The sequence below is a fragment of the Paractinoplanes bogorensis genome (genome assembly GCF_018829635.1).
In the GTDB taxonomy this organism is placed as follows: Bacteria; Actinomycetota; Actinomycetes; order Mycobacteriales; family Micromonosporaceae; genus Actinoplanes; species Actinoplanes bogorensis.
In genome coordinates, this window is sequence record NZ_JAHKKG010000003.1 from 544,780 (window position 1) to 567,399 (window position 22,620).

Sequence of the window (22,620 nt, forward strand, 5' to 3'; positions counted from 1 at the left end):
GCCGCCACGCCGAGGACGTGACGGCCCCGGGCGTCACCGCCGGACGATGGTGAAGCCGCCCGGCAGCACCAGCGCCCGCGAACCCGTCGAGCGCGACCGCAGAACGCCGGATCCGTCGTACGACTCGACGGTCGACGAAGCCGGAACCGAGACGGACACCGGGGTCCGGGCCGCACTTCGCAGCAGGGTCGTGGTGTGCCCCGACCCGCCGATCACATAGCGCGACACCAGCGGCTCCAACAGCACCGCGTCGACAATCCCGGTCCCGCCGGCCGCAAGCGCGGTGATCGAAGTGCTCCCGGCCGGCAGCTCCGCCCCCAACGTGATCGGCAGCAACGCCCCGGGCGCGGGCGAGGCCCCCTGCGCCCCACCCCGATGCGAGATCGTGCCCAGCGAACGGCCGCCCGCCGACCACCGGGTCACCGCCGCGCTTCCGGGCTGCAGGTCGACGATCGGCTGCACCAGCCGGGGCTGCGACGCCGCCGGCACCGTGAACCGGACCGACGCCCCGGCCGGCAGCGACAGATACTTCCCGTCGGTGTATTGGGATTCCCCGGTCCACGCCGATGGGGGAGTGACCTCGACCGCGCCGCCCGCGAGCTCGCCGGAAGAAATCGTTGAAGAGCCGACGCGTTCCACGATGCCGGTGCCCTGGCGGGCGAGCGCGGCCACCGAAGGGTTGGCGTCCAGCACCAGCATGCTCAGCAGCCCGTGGATCGTGGACTCGGCGCCCGCGTTGCGGTTGACCGTGCCGTCGGGCGCGATGCCGTCCACGGTCCGGCCGGTGACCGGGTCGTAGGCCGGGGTGCCCGCCGCGTTGGCCCCGAAATACCAGGACGCCACGATGCCGGCGAGCCGCTCGAACCCCGTACGGGAAGAAACGGAAGCCACTGCGACCAGAGATTGCAGGCGTGAATCGATTCCGTAGGCGATCTGGTTGCGATCGATCGCCGCGGGCAGGCGCCCGTTGTCGGGGCCGCCGGAGGTGAGCAGCCACGGCGTGAACACCGCCGAGTCGGTCACCGCGGGCCGCACCAGGCGATCGTCGCCGAGCACCTGACCGGCCCGGGCCAGCGCGGCCGGCATCTGCGAGGCCCACGCGTGCCAGTCCGAAAGGGACAGTGCCCACGGCAGTACGGCCCCGAACGGCCACGAGCGCGCATCTCCGCCCGACATTTCCGCAATGCCCTCGGAGAATCTCCGCAAAATACTGTGAACCCGGCCGCCTGCCGAGGCGTACGCGGAAAGCCCGAGTACCGCCTCGGCCGTAGCATCCGCGCCGTCGACGATGAGCCAGGCCGGCACCCGCCGCCCATCGATCACCTGATACTTGCCGTAACGGGCCAGCACGACATCCAACGCGCCGATCGCGAGGTCGAGCCGGGACCGCAGGAAGTCGCCGAAGGAAGTGCCACGGAAGGCGGCGTAACCCTCGCCGAGCGCCCAGATGGCCCGCGCCAGCCAGTAGGACGGCCCGCTGTCCGACGGATCGGGCAGCTCGACCGGCTCCGGGCTGGGATGGAGCGTCCCGTCCGGCTGCATCCAGAGCACGAAATTGCCCCGGTGCGGCCCGGACAGCGTCTGGAAGTACGCCAAACCGCGCAGCAGCGACGAAGCGGCCGCCCGCGACGAAGCGGAGCCGGTCTGCTTCCAGTGCCGCACGTAGACGACCGCCGCCCGGGCGATGTCGTCCGAGTTGAAGGCCCCTTGCCCGTACGTGTCGGTGGCCGCGTCGTAGGGCCCGCCCCCGATCCGCCGGTAGGTGCCGTCCGCGTTCGGCTCGGCGTACGTCCACAGCACCCCGATCGCCGCCGCCCCGGAAGTGGAGTGGCCGGCCTGCGCCGGGGGAGTGACCGTGTCGCACAGGAAGTCGAGGTGGGCCGTATTGGTGAGACGGGTAGCGCTATGCGCCGGCGTGGACGTCAGCAGCGGCGCCGTCAGGGCCAGACCACTGCCCAGCAGGACGGATCGACGTTTCATCGCGAGCCCCTTCCGTAATGACAACCCGGTCCAGCCGGGCGACGCCGATCTTGCTGTCGGCCATGCCGTAGAAGACGAAGTGGACGCCGTCGATCTCCTCGATGGCGGTGGGGAAGACGACCTTGGGCACCGCGCCGGACATCTCGTCGGCCGTCTCGGGGACAAAAATCGGTTTCGCCGTACGCGCGAGCACCCGTCCCGGATCCTCCGGGTCGAGCAGCATCGCGCCCGCCGCATAGGTGACGTCCTGCCCGGTCGGATCCCAGCCGGACGGGACGTATCCGGTGACCCCGTGGTGGATGAGCAGCCAGCCCTCGGGCACCCGCAACGGCGGCGGCCCGCCCCCGATCTTCAGGGCTTCGTAATCGAATTCGGAAAGTGCCACCAACCGATGCTGCTGCGGCCGGGTGAGCGCCCGGATGTCCGACTGCACCAGGGAAGCGGGCATGTACGAGATCCAGATCCCGGCCCGCTCGTCGGTGATCCCGGCCGGCAGGTGTACGCCTTCGCCCGGCCGCAGCCACCCGAGATCCCACATCGGACGGTGCAGCATCGCGTAGCACGGCTCGCCGTCCGGGCCGGGCACCGGTTCCGGGAAGAACACCGCGTCCTTGTTGGGGAACAGGTTCAGATCGGTGTCCAGGTCGGGCTGATACTGGAACTGGACCGGCCCGAGCCGTCGCCACGACAGCAGATCGTCCGACACGGCGAGCGCCAGCCGTGGTCCGAGCGGCCCGAAGGCCACGTACGTCATCAGATGTCGGCCGAGACTGGGAACCCAGGTCGTGCGCGGGTCTTCGACGCCCGCGTTACTGAGTCCCCGTTCCCAGCCCTCGTCGGGGGCGAGTGCGATGCCGCGGCGCTGCACGCCCACGGGGACGCCGTCGTGGATCTCGACCTCGGCCAGGCCGACCCGCGAGACGTTGCCCTCGGCGACCAGGCGGGGCAACAGGAACAGCCGTCCGTCGGGGGTTCGGCCACTGGCCGGGTTGAGCACCCCCTCGGCCTCGTGGGGGTTGCCGGGCTCGGGCGCCATCACGACGCCGAGCCGAGTCAGGGTGTACGGAACCATGTCAGCCTTTCACTCCGGATCCGATGTCGGTGGAGATGAACTGCCGCTGGAAGGCGATGAACAGCGCGACCGCGGGGGCGGCCAGCACGCAGGCGCCGGCCAGGATCGCGCCGAACGGGTTCGCCGCCCGCGACGACACGTTGCTGATGTAGTTGGCCAGCGAAACGGCCAGGGGTTGCATGTCGGCCTGCTTGGTGACCAGGAACGGCCACAGGAACTCGTTCCACGGCCCGATGAACGTGAGCAGCACCGCGGTCAGCAGGGCCGGCCGCACCAGCGGCAGCGCCACCGACCACAGGATCCGCAACTCGCCCGCGCCGTCGAGCCGGGCCGCCGCGAACAGGTCGTCCGGCAGCTGCAGGAAGAACTGCCGGAAGATGAAGACCGCGGTCGTGTTGATGGCGAAGGGCAGAATCATTCCCAGGTACGAGTCGGCCAGTCCATATCCGCGGACGATGAGCACGTACAGGGGAATGAGGAGCAGCTGGAACGGGATCACCTGGACCAGCAGCACCAGCACGAAGAGCGTGCCGCGGCCCCGGAAATGCAGGCGGGCCAGGGCGTATCCGGCCAGCACTCCGAAGACGACCGTGCACAGCAGCACGCCGCCGGTGAAGATGCCCGAGTTGACCAGCGAGCCGAGCAGGTCGACCCGCGAGTTGATGTCCTGATAGTTGGCCAGCGTCAGCCCGGAGGTGGGGAACGCGCCGCCCACCGAGGTGTCCGGCGAAGACTGCAACGAGCCGATCAGCATGTAGTAGAACGGGAACAGGAAGAGCAGCGCGCCGGCGAAGAGCAACACGTAGCGCACCGCGGTGGGCCACCGGCGCATGTCAGTCCCTCCCTTCGATGAAGCGGCGGTTGATCCAGGCCACGATCAGCACGCCGATGACCAGCAGCACGCCGATCGCGGCGGCGAAGTCGGGCTCGCCCTGCTGCAGGCCGCGCTGATACATGAGCAGCACCGGCGAGGTCGAGGCGCCGTTCGGGCCGCCGCCCCCGGTCAGCAGGTAGGGCTCGGTGAACAGGTTGGCCCCGGTGATGAGGGCCAGGATGACCACCAGTGCGGTGGCCGGGCGTACGGCCGGGACCGTCACCGACCAGAACTTGTTCCACCCATTGGCGCCGTCGACCGAGGCCGACTCGTACAGCTCCTTGGGCACGTTCTGCAGCGCGGCCAGGTAGAGCAGGATGAAGAAGCCGAGCTGCTTCCAGGTCACGAACAATGCGATGACCGGCATCGCCAGCCCCTCGTTGACCAGCCACGACGGGTCCGGCGCGAGCGGGCCCAGCACCGTGTTGACCAGGCCGTCCGAGTTGAACAGGAACAGCCACACGCCGACCACGGCCACGCTCGCCGTCACATACGGGACATAGAAAGCGACCCGGAGGAACGTGCGGGCGTGGACCACCCGGTTGAGCGCGACCGCCAGCACCAGCGCCAGCGCGGTGGTCAGCGGCACGTTGATGATCAGGAAGACTCCGATGTTGCCGAACGACTCGCGGACCGCCGGGTCGGTCAGCACCGCCTTGTAGTTGTCGAGACCGACGAACGGGTGGTCGACGATCGCGCCCGGGGCGGCGAAGAAGTAGTCGTGGAAGCTGATCCAGATGGAGAACCCGAACGGGTAGGCGAAGACGATCGCGAGGTAGACGGCGTAGGGGGCAGCCAGGATCATGCCCACCGGGTGACGACCGAGGGTGGCCGCCACCCGGGTGCGGGTGGCGGCCGCCATCAGGAGCCGCTGGCCAGCTGGTCGACCTTGGTCGCGGCGCCCGAGAAGGAGTCGGTCACCGGCTTCTTACCGAAGATCACCGATTCCGAGTACGCGTCCCGGAAGGCCTGCCAGATCGCGACCGAGTTCGGCACGTTGGGCACCTCGACCGTGCGGGCGGCCTGGTCGGCGAACTGCTTGTAGTCGGCGTGCGAGGAGAAGTAGTCCGGGTACGCGGTGGGCAGGTCCTTGCGCAGCGGCATCTGACCGGTCTTGTCGAGCAGCGCGCCGTCCTGCTCCTGGCTGGTCGCGAACTTCATGACCTCCCAGGCGGTGGCCCGGTTCTGGCAGGCCGAGTACATGGCCACGTTCTTGGCGTCGCTGAACGTCTTGATCTGCTCGGCGGGCTTGCCGGTCGAGGTCGGCACCGGCACCGCGCCCCACTTCACCTTGTCGCCGTAGACCGAGATGGCCCAGGGGCCGACGATGGCCATGGCCGCCTTCTTGTCGGCGAACGAGTCGCCGTTGTAGGCCTCCTTGGGGGCCAGACCCTCGTCGTAGAGCGTCTTCCAGAAGCCCGCGACCTTCTGGCCCTCGGGACTGTTGAACTGGGCCTTCTGGTCGGCCACGAGCTGCTTGCCGTCGGTCTCGGCGGCGAACAGCGGATAGAAGTCGAACCAGGACTGGAAGAACTCGCTGGTCGGCGCCGGATAGATGGCGGCCGGGGCGGCACCGGACGACTTGATCTTGCGGGCCGCGGTGAGGAACTCGTCGTAGGTCGACAGGGCCGGCTTCTCGGGGTCGAGGCCCGCTTTGGCGAAGATGTCCTTGTTGTAGAAGATCATCACCGGGTTGGACTTCCACGGCAGCTGATAGAACTTGCCGTCGGGCGACTTGTACTGCTCGGCCGTGTCACCGGTGCGGTCGGTGATGTACTGCGTCGCGCCGTCGAAGTCGTCCAGCGCGACCAGGCCACCCTGCTGCTGGAACTGCGGGATGGCGGCCGGCGCGGTGTTCCAGATCAGGCAGGGCGCGTTGCCGGCCGTGATGGCGGCGCCGATGACCTCTTCCGAGCTCTTGCCGGCCGGGATCTCCTGCGCGGTGATTGTCTGGTCGCTGTGGGCGCTGTTCCAGGACTCGACCATGGCCTTGCCCCAGGCCAGTTCCTCCTGGTTGTTGGAGAGCCAGATGGTGATCGGTCCGGTGGCCGCGTTGGCCTTGGCCGCGTCGCCGCCACCACCGCTGCCGTCACAGCCGGCGGCGAGGGCGAGGGTTGTCGTCAGGAGGATGGCCGGAAGGGTGCGTTTCATCGGTACTCCGTTCGAACAGCGTTGTCTCAAACTGAGGGGAGCGAGGGCGCGGTGGACGCCCGGACGACGAGTTGAGCGGGAGGAACCGGAACGTCGTCGACCGTTCCGCCCTCGATCGATTGCAGGAGCGCGTCGGCCGCCGCCCGGCCCCACAGGTAGGGGTCGGTGCGGACGGTGGTCAGAGGTGGGCTCACATATGCCGCAAGATCGGTGTTGTCAAACCCGGTGATCGACAGCTGACCAGGCACGACGATGCCGAGCTCCTGCGCCACGGACAGCCCGGCGATGGCCATCAGGTCGTTCGCGTAGACGATCGCGGTCGGCCGGTCGTTCTCCAGCAGCTGCCGGGTGGCACGGGCGCCACCGGCCGCCGAGAAGTCGGCCTCGACGCACGCGGTGGCGGGCAGACCGGCCTCGGCCAGGGTCTGCGCCCAGGCCTCGCGGCGCACCTGCCCGTGCCGGAACTGCGCCGGGCCGGCCACGTGGGCGATCCGGCGGTGGCCGAGCTCGATCAGGTGCCGGACGGCGGCGGCGATGCCGGGCCGGTCGTCGACCAGCACGGCCGGGAAACCGCTGGGCCCGTCCGGCCGGGCGATGGTGACAGCGGGCAGGCCGAGCTCCTCCAGCAGCGCGATCCGTGGATCGGCGACGCGCAGGTCGAGCAGGAACACCCCGTCGACCCGCTTGTCGGCGGCCAGCCGCCGGTAGCCGGCCTCCTCCTCGGCCTCGGGCACGACCTGCAGCACCAGGGCCTGACCGCGGTCGGAGAGGGTGCGTTCGACGCCCGCGATGAAGGCCGGGAAGAACGGGTCGGCGCCGAGCAGCTCGGGCTCGCGGGCGAGCACCAGGCCGACCGCGAAGGCCCGGGACACCGACAGCGCGCGGGCCTGGTGGCTGGGTGTCCAGCCGAGGTCGCGGGCGGCGTCGAGGATGCGCTGCCGGGTCTCCTCGGCCACGCCCGGGCGTCCATTGAGGGCGAACGAGACGGTGCCCTTGGAGACACCCGCCCGGCGGGCGACGTCGTTGATGGTCGGGCGCTCGGGCCGCGTCATGACGCCTCCTCCTGGACCGGAACTGACTCGGGTCGGAAACACGGCCGCAACTAAACCGGTTTGAACGGAACCTAAACCGGTTTGATCGATCGCACAACCGGAGAGCGGAAGCTGAATATTTAGATGTCCGAAAATGTCAAAGGCCGCCCGGTATGCCCGGGCGGCCTTGGGGACGAAGAGCGGATCAGTGCTGCTGCGGCACCCGCTCCGCATCGACGGAAGCGGCGGCGGCCGCGGCTGCGTCCCGCTTGTTGGCCAGCATGCTGGTGACGGTCACGGTGAGCAGGGTGACCGCGATGACCCCGAGCGACGCCAGCGTCGGCACCTCGGGCAGCCAGGTCCACACCCCGTGGGCCCAGTGCAGCACCAGCTTCACCCCGATGAAGGCCAGGATGATGGCCAGGCCGTAGTCGAGGTGGCGCAGCTTGTCGAGCACGTTGCGCAGCACGAAGTAGAGCGCCCGCAGACCCATCAGGGCGAACGCGTTGGTCGCGAAGACCAGGTAGGGGTCTTCGGTCACGCCGTAGACGGCCGGCACCGAGTCGACCGCGAACACGATGTCGGTCATGAAGACGGCGACCACGACGACGGCCAGGGGAGTGAGCGCCCGCTTGCCCGCCTCGCGGATCATCATCTTGCCGCCGTGATAGTCCTTCGTCACCGGGAAGAAGCGGCGGATCAGCCGGACGCTGCGCATCTGGTCGATGTCGATCTCGTGCTCGTCGTCGCGCCGGGCGTCCCGCAACACCTTCACCGCGGTCACCAGCAGGATCGCCCCGAACAGCAGGAACGCCCAGGTGCCGGCCTGCAGCACGGCCGCGCCGAGGGCGATGAAGATGCCGCGCAGGACCAGGGCGCCGGCGATGCCGTAGAGCAGGACCCGCTGGGCCAGCGCGGTCGGCACGGCGAACGCGGTGAGCAGCAGCATGAAGACGAACAGGTTGTCGACCGACAGCGATTTCTCGACCACGAACCCGGTGTAGAACTCGACCGCGGGCCGGCTGCCGTAGGCCCACCAGAGCACCAGGCCGAACACCGCGGGCAGGGTCAGGTAGAAGATCGTCCAGCCGGTGGCCTCGCGCATCGACACGTCGTGCGGCTTGCGGGTGACCCAGAAGTCGGCGGCCAGCAGGCCGATCAGAACCGCGATGCTGATGATCCACAGCATCGGTGTGGCGACGGTCTCGAGCGGCGCGGCGAGGGTCACGTCGGGCGTCATGAAAGGGTTTCCTCCTCGGACATGGTGCATCGTCCGAGGTCTCCCTCACCCGCACGAACCGGACCGCGGGCGAACGCACGGGGACATCCGAGATGTCCGTGATGACCGCAACGCTCTTTGTGAGGTACTCCCCTCGCCGCGAACACTAGCAGCTCAGAGTTGCACGCCGCCCGGGGCAGGGGTGGTAATCACACCGCCACGCAAACACGGTCACGCCCGGACTGCTTGGCCTGATAGAGGGCGCCGTCGGCCCGGGTCAGCAGTTGCCCCAGATCGGCGTCGTCGGCGGTGCTGACGGCCAGGCCGACACTGATCGTGACCGGCAGCGGTCCGGCGGCGGTCGGCACCGGCCGGCCGGAGACTTCGCGGTGCAGCCGCTCGGCGGTCGCGGTGGCCAGCCGGCCGTCCAGCGGCGTGACGACGGCGAACTCCTCACCGCCGTACCGGCCGAGCACGTCACCCTCGCCCAGCGCGTCCCGCAGCCGCCCGGCGACCACCCGGATCACCTCGTCGCCGACCGGATGCCCGTACGTGTCGTTGATGCTCTTGAAATGGTCGATGTCGACCATGATGGCGGCGATCGGCGTCCCGTGCTCGCGGGCCAGCGCCATACGCCGGTCGGCCTCGGAGAAGAAGTGGTGCCGGTTGAACAGGCCGGTGAGCCCGTCGACGGTGGCCAGCCGGCGCACCTGACTGAACAGACGCGCATTTTCGTACGCGGTCATGCCCTGCCCCGCGATGGCCGCCGCGATCTGGGCCTGCGCCTCGGTGATGGAGCGGCCCGAGCCGACGAGCAGGATGCCGAACGGCTCGGCGCGCAGGGACACCGGGATCGCCCACCAGCTGCCGGGCGCGCCGAGCAGTTCGTCGATCGCGGCCTGACCCGGCTCCTCGGTGCGCTCGCGCGGGCCGGCCAGGCCGAGCAGATCGGTCGGCAGCGAGAATCGCGCCCCGACCACCGCGGTCGGCCCGTGCGTGGCCGTGACCAGGAACTCGTCGCTCTGCACGCGGGTGAGCAGCACGGCCGAGTTCCCGCCGACCGTACGGGCGAGGCTGCTCAACAGACGCCGCATCACCTCGTCGGGGTCGAGCGACGAACTCTGGTCGGCCATCGCGGCCCGCAGCGTCTCGGCCACGTCGCGCTGACGGCTGGCCGTCTGCACCGCCACCTCGAGCTGGGCCGCCCGCGCGGTCTCGAGCGACACCGCGATGTGGTTGGTGATGGCCTTGAGGATGGCCACGTCGTCGCCGGTGAACACGCCCTTGGCGACCCGGCTGTCCAGATAGACCACGCCGCGCAACTGGCCGTCGAACTGCAGCGGGGCGATCAGGATGCTGCGCAGCCCGTGCGCCTGCATGCTGTGCGATCCGAGGGCCACGCCCTCCTCGCTGCCGGTCACCACCAGCGGCTCGCCGGTGTCGCGGACCCGGTCGACCAGGGTCGCGCTGTAACCGGTCAGGTGGCGTACGTCGTGGCCGTCGCCGTCGCGGCCCACGTGCGGTACGAGCTGGTTGAGGTCGCGGTCGAGCAGGAACAGGAAGGCCCGCTCGGCCCCGAGGAAGCGCAACGTCTCGTCGAGCGCGACCCGGGCCAGCTCGCGCGGGTCCAGCACGCTCGCCGAGGCCTGGCTGACCTGCTGCAACGCCTCCAACCGGCGGCGGTAGACGGCCGCCTTGCCGCCCTCGGCCGCGTGCCGGCCCCCGGTGGTCGAGACCGGTCCCGGGCTGGGCAGCTCGGGCCGGCTGAGCTGGAACTCCTCCTCGACCCAGCGGATCCGCTGCGGCCACTGCTGGTCGACCGCGATGGTCAGCGCGGCTGTCGCCTGCAGCGCGGCCGGGCCCGGCTGGTCGAGCGCGAGCAGGGCCCGGGCGTGCACCCGGGCCGCCTCGTACGTGATCAGCGGCGCGTCCATCGGCAGCAGGTCGGTCTCGACGCCGGCCAGGGTCCGGATCGCGGCGTCGGGCTTGCCGTCGAGCAGCTCGAGGTCGGCCCGGGCGACCCGGTGGTAGGCCCGCAGCGGCTTGTCGGTCGCCTTCTCGCCGAGCCGGTCGACCGCCTCGCGGGTGGCCGCGCGCAACTCCGGGCGAAGCGCCCGGCCGGCCCGCCGGCATTGGGTGAGCCGGCCCAGCGACTCGAACACATAGATGATCCGCTGCTCGGGCACGATCGACCCGGGTTTGATGCCGAGCGCCGCGAACTCGGCCGTGAGCTGATCGAACGGCTCGCCCAGCTGGTCCGACTCGACCAGCGTGACCATCCGGGCGCCGTACAGGTTGATCAGCTGCATCGGGTTGTCCGGGTTGGCCCGCAGGAAGCGGCGCAGCGCCTCGATGTGCGAGTTGGCCGCCTCGGTGCGTCCGCGCTGGGCGGCCAGGATCGCCGCCACGGCCCGGATCGCCGCCCCCTCGGCCTGGGCGCCGGGGCCGATCCGGGCCCGGGCCCGCCGCAGCCAGGCCTCGGCGTCGGCGGTGTGGCCGCGCTTGAAGTACTGCATGCAGACGCCGCCCACGGCGGTCAGGTAGTCGCCCAGCTCAAGCCAGCGCTCGTGCTCGATCAGCGCCCGGCCCCAGATCTTGCTGTCGTCGTCGCGGCCGCCGAGATGGCTGCCCGCGCCGCGTTTCCAGGCGACGAAGCCGACCAGCTCGGGGTCGCCGATGTCGGCCGCGGCGGCCGCGGCCCGGTCGAACAGCCGGGCGGCCAGGGCCGGGCGCCCGGCCACGTCGGCGATCACCCCGAGACCGGCCATGTGCTGGGCGTACTCGCGGCCGGGGCCGAGCCGGTTGATCGGATAGAGGGCCCGCAGGCCCATCATCGCCCGTTCCAGCCGGCGCATCCGCATGGACAGCGCGAACGTGCCCGAGTCGTACAGGATCGCCTTGAGCCGGAAGGTCTCGCGGCGGCGGTCGCGGGCGGTGCCGAAGCCGAGGTGGGTGCGGCCGACGAACAGCCCCAGCAACAGCGAGGCGAACGAGGTCAGGGCCAGGCCGAACCGGCCCCGGGGCAGCGGCGACCCCAGCTCGGACAGCCCGAGGCGCACCGCGTCGTACGCCCGGTCGGGGTTCCACGAGCTGTTGTGCACCTGGGCCACCTGGGCCCGGATCTCGGCCCGGCGCAGCTTGTCCGGCTCGGCGTGCAGCGCCTGGTCGAGGTGCCGCAGTGCCTCGGCGAACCGGCCGGTGCGGGCGCAGCTGGCGCCGAGCGCGACGAAGAAACCCGGCTGCGGCACCAGCCCGGCGCTCTCGGCGGCCCGGCCCGCGGCCTCGAGGAAGGTGAGTGCCTCGGCCGGGGCGTGCTCGGCCAGCGCCAGCCGGCCGGCCGCGAAGCCGCTCAGGTGCACCCGGTCGGGCCGGCGCGCGGTCTCGCCCAGCGCGTAGTGCCGGGCGGTCGAATAGATGTAGCGGGAGTCGTCGAAGGTGGCCGCGTCGAGCATCTCGGCGATCCGCTGGTGCAGCCGCCGCAGCGCCGCGTCGTCCAGCCCGACCAGCAGCGCCTCGCGGATCCGGTCGTGCAGGAACCGGTAGCCGCCGGTGCCCACGGCGGTGACCAGCCGGCGCGCCTCGGCCTCGGCCAGCAGGGCCCGCGCGTGCCGGGGGTCGATCCCACCGACCGCCGCCACCAGCTCGGTCGGGAACCACCGGCCGGCCGCCGCACCCGCCACCAGCAGGCGCCGGCTCTCCTCGCCGAGGCCGTCGATGCGCTGCAGCACCAGGTCGGCCGCGTCGCCGGAGAGCTCGAGCCGGTCGAGCCCGGCCAGGTCGAGCCGCCAGCCGTTCCAGGTCGGGGCGACCAGCCCGGCGTCGAACACGGCCCGCACGTACTCGCCGACGATGAACGGGTTGCCGCCCGCCCGTTCGGCCAGCTCGGCCACCTGCCCGGCGGGCAGCTCGACCTCGCCCAGATGCTCGCCGACCAGCTGGACCACGGCCTCCGGGTCGAGCGGGCGCAGCGGGAGCCGGGTGTCCAGGGTGGCGTCCATGTCGGCGCCGAACCGGTCGAGGGCGGCCGCGCTCTCCGGATCGTCCCGGCTGGTCGCGATGACCAGCAGCGGGGTGCCGGTCAGCCGGTTGGTCACCTGCTGCAGCACCCGCCGGGTCGGGCCGTCGAGCCACTGCACGTCGTCGATGTGCAGCACCGCGCCCTGGAACTCGTCGGCCAGCCCGACCAGGAAGGCCGCGACCGCGTTGACGAACTGCTCCTGCCGGTTGAGCTCGCCGATCTCGGCCGCCTGCATCAGATCGGCCAGCAGCGGCGACAGCGTGCGCAGCAACGGACCGCCCCGGCCGGCGGCCCGGCGCAGCCGCGCCACCGCCTGCTCGCGTTCGCCGTCGGGCAGCCGCTCGACCGTGCGCAGATAGCGCTCGACCGCCCCGCGCAGCGGCGCCAGCGGCACCGGGTCGTCGGCCACGCACTTGCCGTAGAGGACCAGGTCGCCGTCCGAGGCCACGGCCCCGGTCAGTTCGCGGACCAGCCGGGTCTTGCCCGCACCGGCCGGCCCCTCGACCACGGCCGCCCCGCCGGCCCCGTCGCGGGCCCGCAGCCAGCGGTTGGCCAGGGCGATCACCTCTTGATCGCGGCCGACCAGCAGGGTGGGCCCGATCGGCCGGACGCCGCGCCGGTCGGTGGCCACCGCGAACCGCTCGCCCGGCCGCTCGGCCAGCGCGTTCAGGTCGGTGAGCAGGCCCTCGCCGCTCTGGTAGCGGTCGTCGGGGTCCTTGGCCATCAGGGTCGCGATGACCGCGGCGAAGGTCGGCGACAGCTCGGGGCGCAGGGCGCGGGCGTCGGGCACGGGCGCGGTGGCGTGCAGCCGGATCAGCTCGCCGGCGTCGTCCGAGTAGTAGGGGACCTGGCCGGTGACGCACTGATAGAGCAGCACACCCAGGGCGTACAGGTCGGAGCGGCCGTCGACCGGCCGGTTGAGCATGCCGGTCTGCTCGGGGGCGCTGTACGACAGGGTGCCGGCGATCCGGTCGTCGGCCGCCCCGCCCCGCGCGGCCAGCCCGAAGTCGATCAGCCGGCCGGTGCCGGCCCGGTCGACGATCACGTTGTCCGGCTTCACGTCGCGGTGCACCAGGCCGGCCCGGTGCGCGGCGGCCAGCGGGCCGACCAGGTCGACGGCCAGCCGGACGGCCTCGTCCTCGTCGAGCGGCCCGCGGCGCAGCACCTGGGAAAGCGGAGCGCCGTCGATGAACTCGAGCACCAGATAGGCCCCGGCGGGCGACCGGCCGACCTCGAAGATGCGGGGGAGCAGCGGGTGGCCGACGCAGCCGAGCAGGGCCGCCTCGCGGCGGATGGCGGTGAGCGCGCGGTCGGCGTCGACCGCCGACAGCACCTTGAGGGCGTAGTCGTCGCCTTGGCGCCGGACACGATAAACCACCGTCTCGGCCCCACGGCCGAGCTGCGAGATCACCTCGAGGTCGGAGACCGAACCCGGGGTCGTCCCAAAGATGGCGGTCAACGTGTCCTTCCATTCCCGACGGCTATCCGGACGGTACGCCCCGCACCTGGCGGTATCCACCTTCGCGAGAAAATCGAGTGGGTGGTCGCTATTACCTCAGGACCCGAAATCGGCCCGGCTGCCGATTTCCGACTCTCTCCGCAGGTCATCGACGTGCGACGTTGTCGACCATGCGTCGTCGTGCCTGCACCGCTGCCGTTGCTCTCGTGCTCACTGCTCTGGTCGCGCCCGCTGCCCCCGCCGCGGCCGCGGTCACCGCGCTGGCCAAGGTGAACTTCCAGCCCGCCACCTCCTCCGTCCCGACCGGTTATACGGCCGACACAGGTGCGGCGTTCACCGCCGCCCGCGGCTACGGCTGGGTCCGCGCGGGCACGAGCGAGCCGCTCGACCTGACCCGCAACACCCGCGACCGTGCGCGAACGGGCATCGACGCTCGCCTGAACACACTGATCCACCTCCAGTACGGCGACGTGGGCGGGACATCCGGAGTGCTCACCCCGGGCGCGTGGGAGTACGCCGTGGCCGACGGGACATATCAGGTCACGGTGTCGGCCGGGGACCAGCCCGCGTACGACAGCCGACACACCCTCCGGGTCGAGGGCGTACTCGCCGTGGACGGTTTCGTGCCGACCGCCGCGGCCGAGTTCCGCTCGACGACCGTGACCGTGGCGGTCACCGACGGCAAGCTCACCATCGACGCCGTGGGCGGCACCAACACCAAGCTGAACTACGTCGAGATCAGCCGGGTCACCGCCGACTTCGCCCTGAAAGCCGACTTCTCGGACGCCGCGACCGCGCCCGCCGCCGGTTACGTACGCGATTCCGGTGGTGCCTTCACCGCGGCCCGCGGCTACGGCTGGGTCGACCTGGGCGAACGCACCCCGGTCGACCTCACCGGCAACGGGCGCAACCGGAACCCGGCCGCGGCCCAGCCCGACCAGCGGCTGGCCACCTTCCTGCACGCGCAACTGCCGGCCGGATCGGCGGGCGTGGCCACTCCCGGCGCCTGGGAGGCCGCCGTGCCGAACGGGCTGTACACCGTGACCGTCGCCGTCGGGGACGCCGGCACGGCCGTGGACAGCACGAACTGGGTGTCCATCGAGGATCAGAACGCTATCGCCGCCTTCACGCCGACCGCCGGCACGAAGTTCGCCACCGCCACCCGGACGGTTCGCGTCACCGACGGCCGGATCACGATCAGCCCGGCCGGGGGAGTCAACACCAAGTTCGCCTACGCCGACATCGCGGGCGTTCCCGGCGGCGAGACCATTCCTTCCGTACGGACCAGCACGCCCGCCAACGGTGCGGTCGGGGTGCCCGTCACGACCAGCGTCGTCGAGGATCTCGTGCTGCCCAACGGCGGGGTGCGGGCCGCCTCGCTGACCGGATCGACGGTCACGCTGACCCGCCTGAGCGACGGGGCGCCGGTGGCCGCGACCACCATCACCAGCGGTGGGGGAGACGTCATCAACCTCTCGCCGACCGCGCCGCTGGCCCCGCAGACCGCCTACCGGTTCACCGTCACCGGCGGCGTCACCGATGTCACGGGCAAGCCGTTCGCGCCGTACTCGATCGTCTTCACCACCGGAGCGAACACCACCGGCGGCACGGTCGCCTTCGACAAGACGGTCGGCGTGGCCACCGGAGCGCCGTTCACCACCGTCGTGAAGGGACCGGACGGCCGCCTCTACGCGGGCACCCTGGACGGGCGGATCTTCCGCTTCCCGATCAACGCGGGGGGCACGCTGGGGACGCCGACGATCATTTCGTCCGTACGGGAAAACGCTCTGGCCCTGGGTCTGCCCGGCGCCCCGGCCCGGACCGTCATCGGCATGGCGTTCGACCCGGCGTCGACGGCAGCCGCCCCGATCCTGTGGGTGACCGACAACTACGAGTACGTCGGGCCGCTCAACGTGCCCGACTGGTCCGGGCGGATCGGCCGGCTCACCGGGGCGAACCTGGGCACCTACACGCCGGTGGTGGTCGGCCTGCCCCGCTCGGTCAAGGACCACGAGACCAACTCGCTGGCGTTCGGGCCGGACGGCGCGCTCTACGTGTCGCAGGGCGCGAACAACGCCATGGGCGCGGCCGACTCGACCTGGGGGAACCGGCCCGAGCGGCTGCTCAGCGCCGCGATCCTGCGACTCGACCGCTCCCGGTTGCCGGCGACGCTGCCGCTCGACGTGAAGACCGAGGAGGGCGGGAGTTACGACCCGTACGGGACGGGAAAGCCTCTGACCCTGTACGCCACCGGCGTGCGCAACGCGTTCGACCTGGTCTGGCACCGCAACGGCCACCTCTACGCACCGACGAACGGCTCGGCCGCCGGCGGCAACACCCCGGCCACCCCGGCCACGCTGCCCGCGTCGTGCGCCCGCCGCGGCTACACCGGACCGGCCGTGCCCGCACTGACCAATGTGCCCACCGCCGAGACCGACTACGTGTTCGACGTGCGCGTGGGCCGCTACTACGGGCACCCCAACCCGGTGCGCTGCGAGTGGGTCCTCGCGGGCGGCAACCCGACCGCGGGCACCGACCCGTTCCAGGTCGGCGCCTATCCGGCCGGCACCGCCCCCGACCCGAACTTCGACCTGGCCGGCACGTACGACGCGGGCCTGCACGCGTCGGCCAACGGCGCGGTCGAATATCGCGGCGGGCTGCTCGACGGCAAGCTGCTGGTGGTCCGCTACTCGGCCGGTCAGGACATCGAGACCTTCGACGTGGCGCCGTCGGGCGCGCTGTCCAACCGGACGACCGGCATCACCGGCTTCACCGGGTTCAGCCAGCCGCTCGACGTGACCCAGGACCCGGCTACTGGCTATCTGTACGTGACCGAACTCGGAGCGTCACGAATCACGCTGCTGAAGGCCCGATCGTGAGAAATCCTCCTAACGGCCGAGGCGGGAATGGCTGGTTCGGCATGGTTCGGCCGAGACCGCCGACGCTAAATTGAGCCGCTCGTATTTACCTGGATCACGGTCTGCGCGGTCCTCTGCACCACGAGGAGCCCGCCCCTCCATGGCTTTCCGCGCCCGCGCGATCCGTACCACTGTGGTGGGTGCCGTCGCGCTCGCCGTCGTCATCGCGGCCCCGATCGTCTATCGGCAGAACACCGCCACCGCGGCCGCGCAGCCGGCGGCCGCCGCCGTCGCACCGGCCGCGGTCGCACCGGCCGTGGTCGTGCCTGTTCAGGCCGCCGCCGTCACGGCCCCCGGCCGGCTGCTCGACCGGCTCGCCACCACCCCGAAGAAGACCACGATCACCCTGCTCGGCGACTCGACCGGTAACGAGCAGAAGGAGTGGTTCTACCAGCTGTCCACCTGGATCTCGGCGCGTAACCCGTCATATCGCGCGACCTACCGGCTGTGGAACAGCACGAAGCAGGCGTACGGTCCGTCGGTCCTGCTCCGCGCGGGCACCGGCGGCCCCGAGCTGGTGTTCTACAACGGCAGCGTGCCCAGCACCCGGGCCGACTACGCCACCGACACCAAGCGGTTCGCCAAGATGACCGCCCAGGGCGGCGACCTCTACCTGGTCAGCTACAGCCACAACGAGAACGCCGCGACCACCTATCCGGCCTACGCGACGCTGGTCAACCGGCTCGCGGCCAAGCCGACCCGCCCGGTCGTGCTGCCCGTGCTGCAGAACCCCGAGGGCGCGCCCGGCAAGACGTCGCTGCAGCGCTACGCCCACGTCAAGCGGCTCGGCATCATCGAGAAGCTGGCCAAGGACAAGGGCTGGAGCACGGTCGACGCCTACCGCGCGTTCACCGCGGACAAGCGGGCCCTCAAGACCCTCGTGCCCGACGGCGTGCACCCCAACGCGGCCGGGCAGGCGGTCTGGCTCTCGGCCGCCCAGAAGGCCTTCCTGCGTTAGTGCAGGGCCGGCTCGGCCACCCGCACCACGTCGCGTCCGGCCGCCTTGGCCTCGTAGAGCGCGGCGTCGGCGCGGCCCAGCACAGCCTCGTGATCGTCCGCGCTGTGAGCCACCGCGACCCCGATGCTGACCGTGACGAAACCGTCGGGCCCGTCCGGATGCGGGATCCGCAGCCCGCGGATGCCCGCGCGCACCCGCTCGGCCAGTGACCGGGCGACCTCCGGGTCGGCGTCGCCCAGGATGATCACGAACTCCTCACCGCCGTACCGGCAGGCCAGGTCGGTGCCCGCCCGGATGGTGCCGTTCAGCGACGCGCCCACCTTGCGCAGGCACTCGTCGCCCGCCTGGTGCCCGAAGCGGTCGTTGTACTTCTTGAAGAAGTCGACGTCGATCATCAGCACCGCGTAGCCCAGCCCGGAGTGCCGCAGCCGGTCGTGGTGTGCGCTCAGACCCTCGGAGAACCGGCGCCGGTTGTAGAGCCCGGTCAGCGCGTCCGTGCGGTTCAGCTCCTCGAGCCGGGCGTTCATCGCTTCCCACTCGCGGGTGCGCTCGGCGACCTTGTCCTCCAGGCTCGCGTTCAGCATGGCGTTGTTGAGCGACACCACCAGCTGGCCGGTGATCAGCTTGACCGCGTCCAGCCGGTCGGCCGTGAACAGCCCGCTGGTCTGCCGGTTGGCCAGCACCAGGACCGCGCGCAGGGCATCGCCCTGCAGCACCGGCACGACCAGCATCGAGCAGCGCTGGGCGCCGTTGAGGAACGGGTCGCGGGCGAAGCGGTCGTCCCGCGTGGCGTCCTCCACCAGCAAGACGTCCCGGGTGCGTACGGCGTAATGGAAAGCACTCGCCGGCAGCAGGCCGTAGATCTCGGCGCCCTCCAGATCGAGCTCGACCGCCCCGTCCGGCCCGCCGGGCAGGAACCATTCGCCGTCCTCGCCGTGCACCAGAAGCACCACTTCGGAGGCTCCGGTGAGCGCGGTGAGCTGCTCGACGATCTGCGCCCGCAGCGCGCCCAGGTCGCGGGCCCCGCTCAGCGCCAGCGAAGCGTTCAGGATCGCCGTCGTGTCCAGGGCGTCCGACCGCAGGCCGGTGGTGCCGCGCGACCGCGCCCGCCGCTCGGTCGAGCGCAGGTCCGGATGGGCGGTCCGCAGCTGGGTGACCTTGCCGCTCGCGCCCCACTCCTCGTAGACCCGCAGCGCCTCGGCGATGTGCAACCGGCCGCCCGCCTGCAGCCCGACCGAGAAGTGCAGCTTGGCCGCGCGTTCGAGGATCAGCGCGGCGTGCCAGGGCCGCTGCCGCGACTGCGCGGCCTGCACGGCGTGGTCGAACGACACGTACGCGGTCGACATGTCCCCGCGCAGCCAGGCCTCCTCGGCGGTCAGCCACATCGCGAGGTGCCCGAAGTTGGCCGGGCAGTCCGTGGCCCGCTCCCGCAGCCAGGTCAGGCTCTCGACCACCTCGAGATAGCCGGGGTCGCCGGTCCGGCCCTCCGGCGCCAGCGCGTGCAGGCGCGAGGCCTGGGCCAGGGCCGACAGCACGTGGGTCTGGGTGGCGAGATAGCCGGGCAGCACGGGCAGCCCGCGCCGGGCCGGGGCCGCGTGCCGACGCAGTTCCTCGTCGTCGCCGAACACCGCCGCGGCCAGGGCCCGGCACAGGTGGAAGACGTTGGTCGGCAGCGCCTCGGGTGGCATCGCGGCCAGGTGGGCGGCCTCGGTGAAACCCGCGTCGTCCAGGCTGCCCGGCGGGGCGGTGCGTCCCTGCAGCGCCCGGGCGAGCTGCCGGTGCGCGACGGCCACGGCGCCGAAGAACTGGTTTCCCGTACGGGCGTCGAACGCCAGCGCCGACTCGATGTCCGCCAGGTATTCGTCGAGAGCGGCGGCCGACTCGAGGCGACCGAGCACGATCGCGTTCCAGGCACCGGCCGCCATCTCGAGCTCGCCGCCGCGCACCAGGCCCTCGAGACCCCGGCGCAGCTCGTCCAGCGTCTCCTCGATCGGCGCGGTCCACACCTGCAGCTGCATCGCGTAGCGGTAGCGGGCCAGCGAGGTGAAGGGCTCATAGTCGCGGCCCTCGGCCACCTGGAGGACGTGCCGGCCGATCCGCTCGCCCGGAAGGTAGTGGCCGGTCATCTGCAGCAGCATCATGCCGAGCGAGGTCAGGGTGGCGGCGAGTTGCGGGGACGGGCCGTAGCCGATCCACGCGCGCCAGCTCTGCATCAGCACCCAGCTGCCGGTCAGCCGATCGCCGAGCAGGAAGCACATCGGCATGAGCTTGCTGTAGATCCGCGTGGTGGCCAGCACCCGCGGGTCGCTGATCTCGGGGCGGGCCCGGTCGGCCGCCGGGTCGAGCCGGTCGGCCCAGGCCAGCAGCTCGCGGAAGTACTCCGGCATCTGCCCGAGGAACGCGGGCGTGGGCAGTTCCTCGCCGAGCCGGACGAGCAGCTGCTTGCCAAGCTCGAGGGCCTCGGCCTGCCGGGAGCGCTGCGCGAGGCTGCTCAGCTGCACCACGGCCACCGAGGTCAGCCAGATCGGATCGGGCCGGCCCCGCTCCACGGCGGCGTAGACGACATCGGCCTCGTCGAGCCGGCCCAGCAGATAGAGCGCCCGGTGCCGGCGCGCGCGGGCGTCCAGCACCACCGGGTCGTCGTCGGCGGTGGCCAGTCCGGCCAGGGCCTCGTCGGCGGCGACGGCGAAACGCTCGGCCGCCTCGTGGTTGCCGGCCGTGGTGGCGCTCTCGGCGGCCACCATGAACAACCCGGCCATCGTGCGTCCCTCGGCCGGGTCGGTGACCAGGCCGGCCGCCTCAAGATACTGCTCGGCGGCCAGCACCGCGGTGCCGGGATCGCCGGCCAGGCGCCGGGCCATGTCCAGCCGCATGCGCCGGCGCGGCTCCTCGGCGAGGCCGTCCAGCACGGCCTGGCGTACCCGCTCATGCCGGAACTTCGGGTGCGTCGGCGCCGTCGCGTTGCCCGGTGAGGTCGCGACGATGATCAGTTCGTCCTCCAGCGCCGGATACATCGGGGCCAGCAACTCGACCAGGGGAATGCCGGCGGCCCGGGCGATGACGATGTTGGAGACGTCGTAGCCCAGCAGCGCGATCATCTGCAGCAGCATCCGGGTCTCGGGCGGCTGGTGGTCGATCCGGTCGCGCAGCAGGCCGGACACGTCGCTGCGGGCGGCCTGCTGCCGGATCATCTCGTCGTCCCAGCGCCACCCGTCCTCGCCGAGGGACAGGGCGCCGCCGTGCCGCAGCGCGTTGGCCAGCTCGAGAGTGTCCGAGGGATTGCCGCCGGTCCACGGGTGGAGCAGGCCGGCCAGATGCTCGGCGGCCGGGCCGGGCAGCCGCAGCATCTCGCGCAGCAGGTCGCGGGAACCCTCCAGCGGTAGGTTGTGCAGGTGCAGCACCGGGACACCGGCCCACCGCCGGGCCGCCCCGGCCGGATCGACGTCGGCCGGCCGGAACGCCCCGACCAGGAGCATGCCGTCGATGCCCGGCTCGGTGAGCAGCGCATGCATCAGGTCGAGCGAGGTCGGGTCGGCCCACTGGATGTCCTCGACCGCGAGCAGCAGCGGGCGGCGCGGGCTGACCACGGTGCCGACCAGCGCCACCACCGCCTGGCGCAGCCGCGCGCCGGTGTCCGTGTCGCCGGTGTCGGCCAGGTCGGACGGACCGTCGCCGCGCAACAGGGTGCCGAACTCGGGCAGGGCCGCCGCGATCAGGCCGGCGTTCGGGCCGAGGGCCTCGATCAGCGAGACCCGCAGGCCGGCGAGGGCCTCGGGCGGCTCGGCCAGCAGCAGGCGGCCGAGCCGGCGCAGCGCGTGCAGCACCGGTCCGGCCGTGGCGCCCTGCCGCACCGGATCGGCCCGGCCGGTGACGAACCAGCCGCCGCGGGTGGCGACCGGCCGGCGCAACGCGTTGATCAGGGCGGTCTTGCCGGCGCCGGCCTGCCCGCACACGAAGATGCCGCGCCCGCCACCGAGCACCGCCTCCTCCCAGGCCGCGCGCAGGGCGATCACCTCGGTGTCCCGGCCGACCAGCATCGACGGGGCGGTGAGCCGGGGCGGGAAGTCACGCTCGCCGAGCGGGAACGACCCGTCCGGATCCTCGCGCAGCCGGGCCAGGTCGTGGGCGAGGCCGTCGGCACTCTGGTAGCGGCGGTCGGGTTCCTTCTCGAGCAGCTTGGCGACGATCGCCGAGAGCATCGGCGGGGTCTCGCGGCGCAGCTCGATCAGCGGGGTCGGCACCCGCAGCAGCAGGTCGCGGACGAGCTGCAGGTCGTCGTCGTGGGGGAACGGCGGATGCCCGGCCACCAGCTCGTAGAGGGTGGCGCCGAGCGCGTACAGATCGGCCCGATGGTCGACCGGAAGCCCGGTGCGGCCGGTCTGCTCGGGCGGCAGATAGGCCAGCGTGCCCTCGATCTCGCGCACGTCGCCGAAGGCGCTCTGGTCCTCGCTGAACAGGCTGGACACGTCGAAGTCGACCAGGCACGGGTAGCCGGCGTCGTCGAGCACGATGTTGGCCGGGTTGATGTCCTTGTGCACGACACCGCGCGAGTGCATGGCGGCGATGACCCGGGCCAGCCGGTGGGCCAGCCGGGGCACCTCGCCGAGCTCGATCTCGCGGGCCGCCACCGCGTAGGCCAGGGTGCGCCCGCCCGCGTCGAGCAGGATCTCGGCGTCCGGATGGGTCCAGGGCGCGAGCCGCCCCAGACCCGGCAACCCGGCCAGCCGTTCCAGCAGGGCGTGCTCCCGGCGCCGGCGGGTCGGGCCGCTCGGGCCGAGGAACTCCTTCCAGATGACGCTGGTCTCGCCGTCCTGCAGATAGACCCGCTTGACCTGGGTGCGGTCGGTCGACGAGAGAACGGCGTAGTGGGAGCCGGCCGTGAGCAGCTCTTGCGGCCGCTCCTCCGCGCTCTCCACGCCCATCGTCACCGCCCGCCTCAC

Annotated in this window: 11 protein-coding genes; 2 read left to right on the top strand and 9 right to left on the bottom strand. The window is 71.8% G+C overall.

All coding sequences use genetic code 11. The features are described 5' to 3' along the window. Positions 1-33: 33 nt before the first annotated feature. From KOI35_RS10690 to KOI35_RS10725, 8 genes are all read right to left on the bottom strand, one after another. Positions 34-1,980, bottom strand: coding sequence for a hypothetical protein (locus KOI35_RS10690; protein ID WP_215786071.1), 1,947 nt, complete (start codon positions 1,978-1,980; stop codon positions 34-36). Beyond that, positions 1,904-3,052 (bottom strand): glycoside hydrolase family 130 protein, encoded by a 1,149-nt coding sequence (locus KOI35_RS10695; RefSeq protein WP_215786073.1) that lies wholly within the window; start codon positions 3,050-3,052, stop codon positions 1,904-1,906. Before KOI35_RS10695 ends, KOI35_RS10690 begins: the two co-directional genes overlap by 77 nt. Before the next feature lies 1 nt (position 3,053). Further along, the gene (locus tag KOI35_RS10700) at positions 3,054-3,884 is read right to left on the bottom strand and encodes a carbohydrate ABC transporter permease (protein ID WP_215786075.1); all 831 of its coding nucleotides are present in this window, start codon (positions 3,882-3,884) and stop codon (positions 3,054-3,056) included. 1 nt (position 3,885) lies between these two features. After that, positions 3,886-4,788 (bottom strand): carbohydrate ABC transporter permease, encoded by a 903-nt coding sequence (locus tag KOI35_RS10705; protein WP_215786077.1) that lies wholly within the window; start codon positions 4,786-4,788, stop codon positions 3,886-3,888. Further along, a complete protein-coding gene (locus tag KOI35_RS10710; RefSeq protein ID WP_215786079.1) occupies positions 4,788-6,077 on the bottom strand; it encodes an extracellular solute-binding protein in 1,290 nt (429 codons plus the stop codon). Before KOI35_RS10710 ends, KOI35_RS10705 begins: the two co-directional genes overlap by 1 nt. Positions 6,078-6,103: 26 nt before the next feature. Beyond that, on the bottom strand, positions 6,104-7,129 hold the full coding sequence (locus KOI35_RS10715; protein WP_215786081.1) for a LacI family DNA-binding transcriptional regulator: 1,026 nt from the start codon (positions 7,127-7,129) through the stop codon (positions 6,104-6,106). A gap of 184 nt (positions 7,130-7,313) precedes the next feature. Further along, entirely contained in the window at positions 7,314-8,348 is a 1,035-nt protein-coding gene (locus KOI35_RS10720; RefSeq protein ID WP_215786083.1) for a TerC family protein, read from the bottom strand. A 188-nt stretch (positions 8,349-8,536) separates the two neighbouring features. Beyond that, positions 8,537-13,804 (bottom strand): diguanylate cyclase, encoded by a 5,268-nt coding sequence (locus tag KOI35_RS10725; protein WP_215786085.1) that lies wholly within the window; start codon positions 13,802-13,804, stop codon positions 8,537-8,539. 170 nt (positions 13,805-13,974) lie between these two features. On the opposite strand from KOI35_RS10725, the gene KOI35_RS10730 reads away from it, so the two are divergent. Next, the gene (locus tag KOI35_RS10730; protein WP_215786087.1) at positions 13,975-16,683 is read left to right on the top strand and encodes a PQQ-dependent sugar dehydrogenase; all 2,709 of its coding nucleotides are present in this window, start codon (positions 13,975-13,977) and stop codon (positions 16,681-16,683) included. A 139-nt stretch (positions 16,684-16,822) separates the two neighbouring features. Next, a complete protein-coding gene (locus tag KOI35_RS10735; RefSeq protein ID WP_215786089.1) occupies positions 16,823-17,680 on the top strand; it encodes an SGNH/GDSL hydrolase family protein in 858 nt (285 codons plus the stop codon). Here the strand turns inward: KOI35_RS10735 and KOI35_RS10740 are convergent. After that, positions 17,677-22,620: a diguanylate cyclase gene (locus KOI35_RS10740; RefSeq protein ID WP_215786091.1), complete on the bottom strand. Its 4,944-nt coding sequence runs from the start codon at positions 22,618-22,620 to the stop codon at positions 17,677-17,679. The two genes, KOI35_RS10735 and KOI35_RS10740, sit on opposite strands and share 4 nt — an antisense overlap.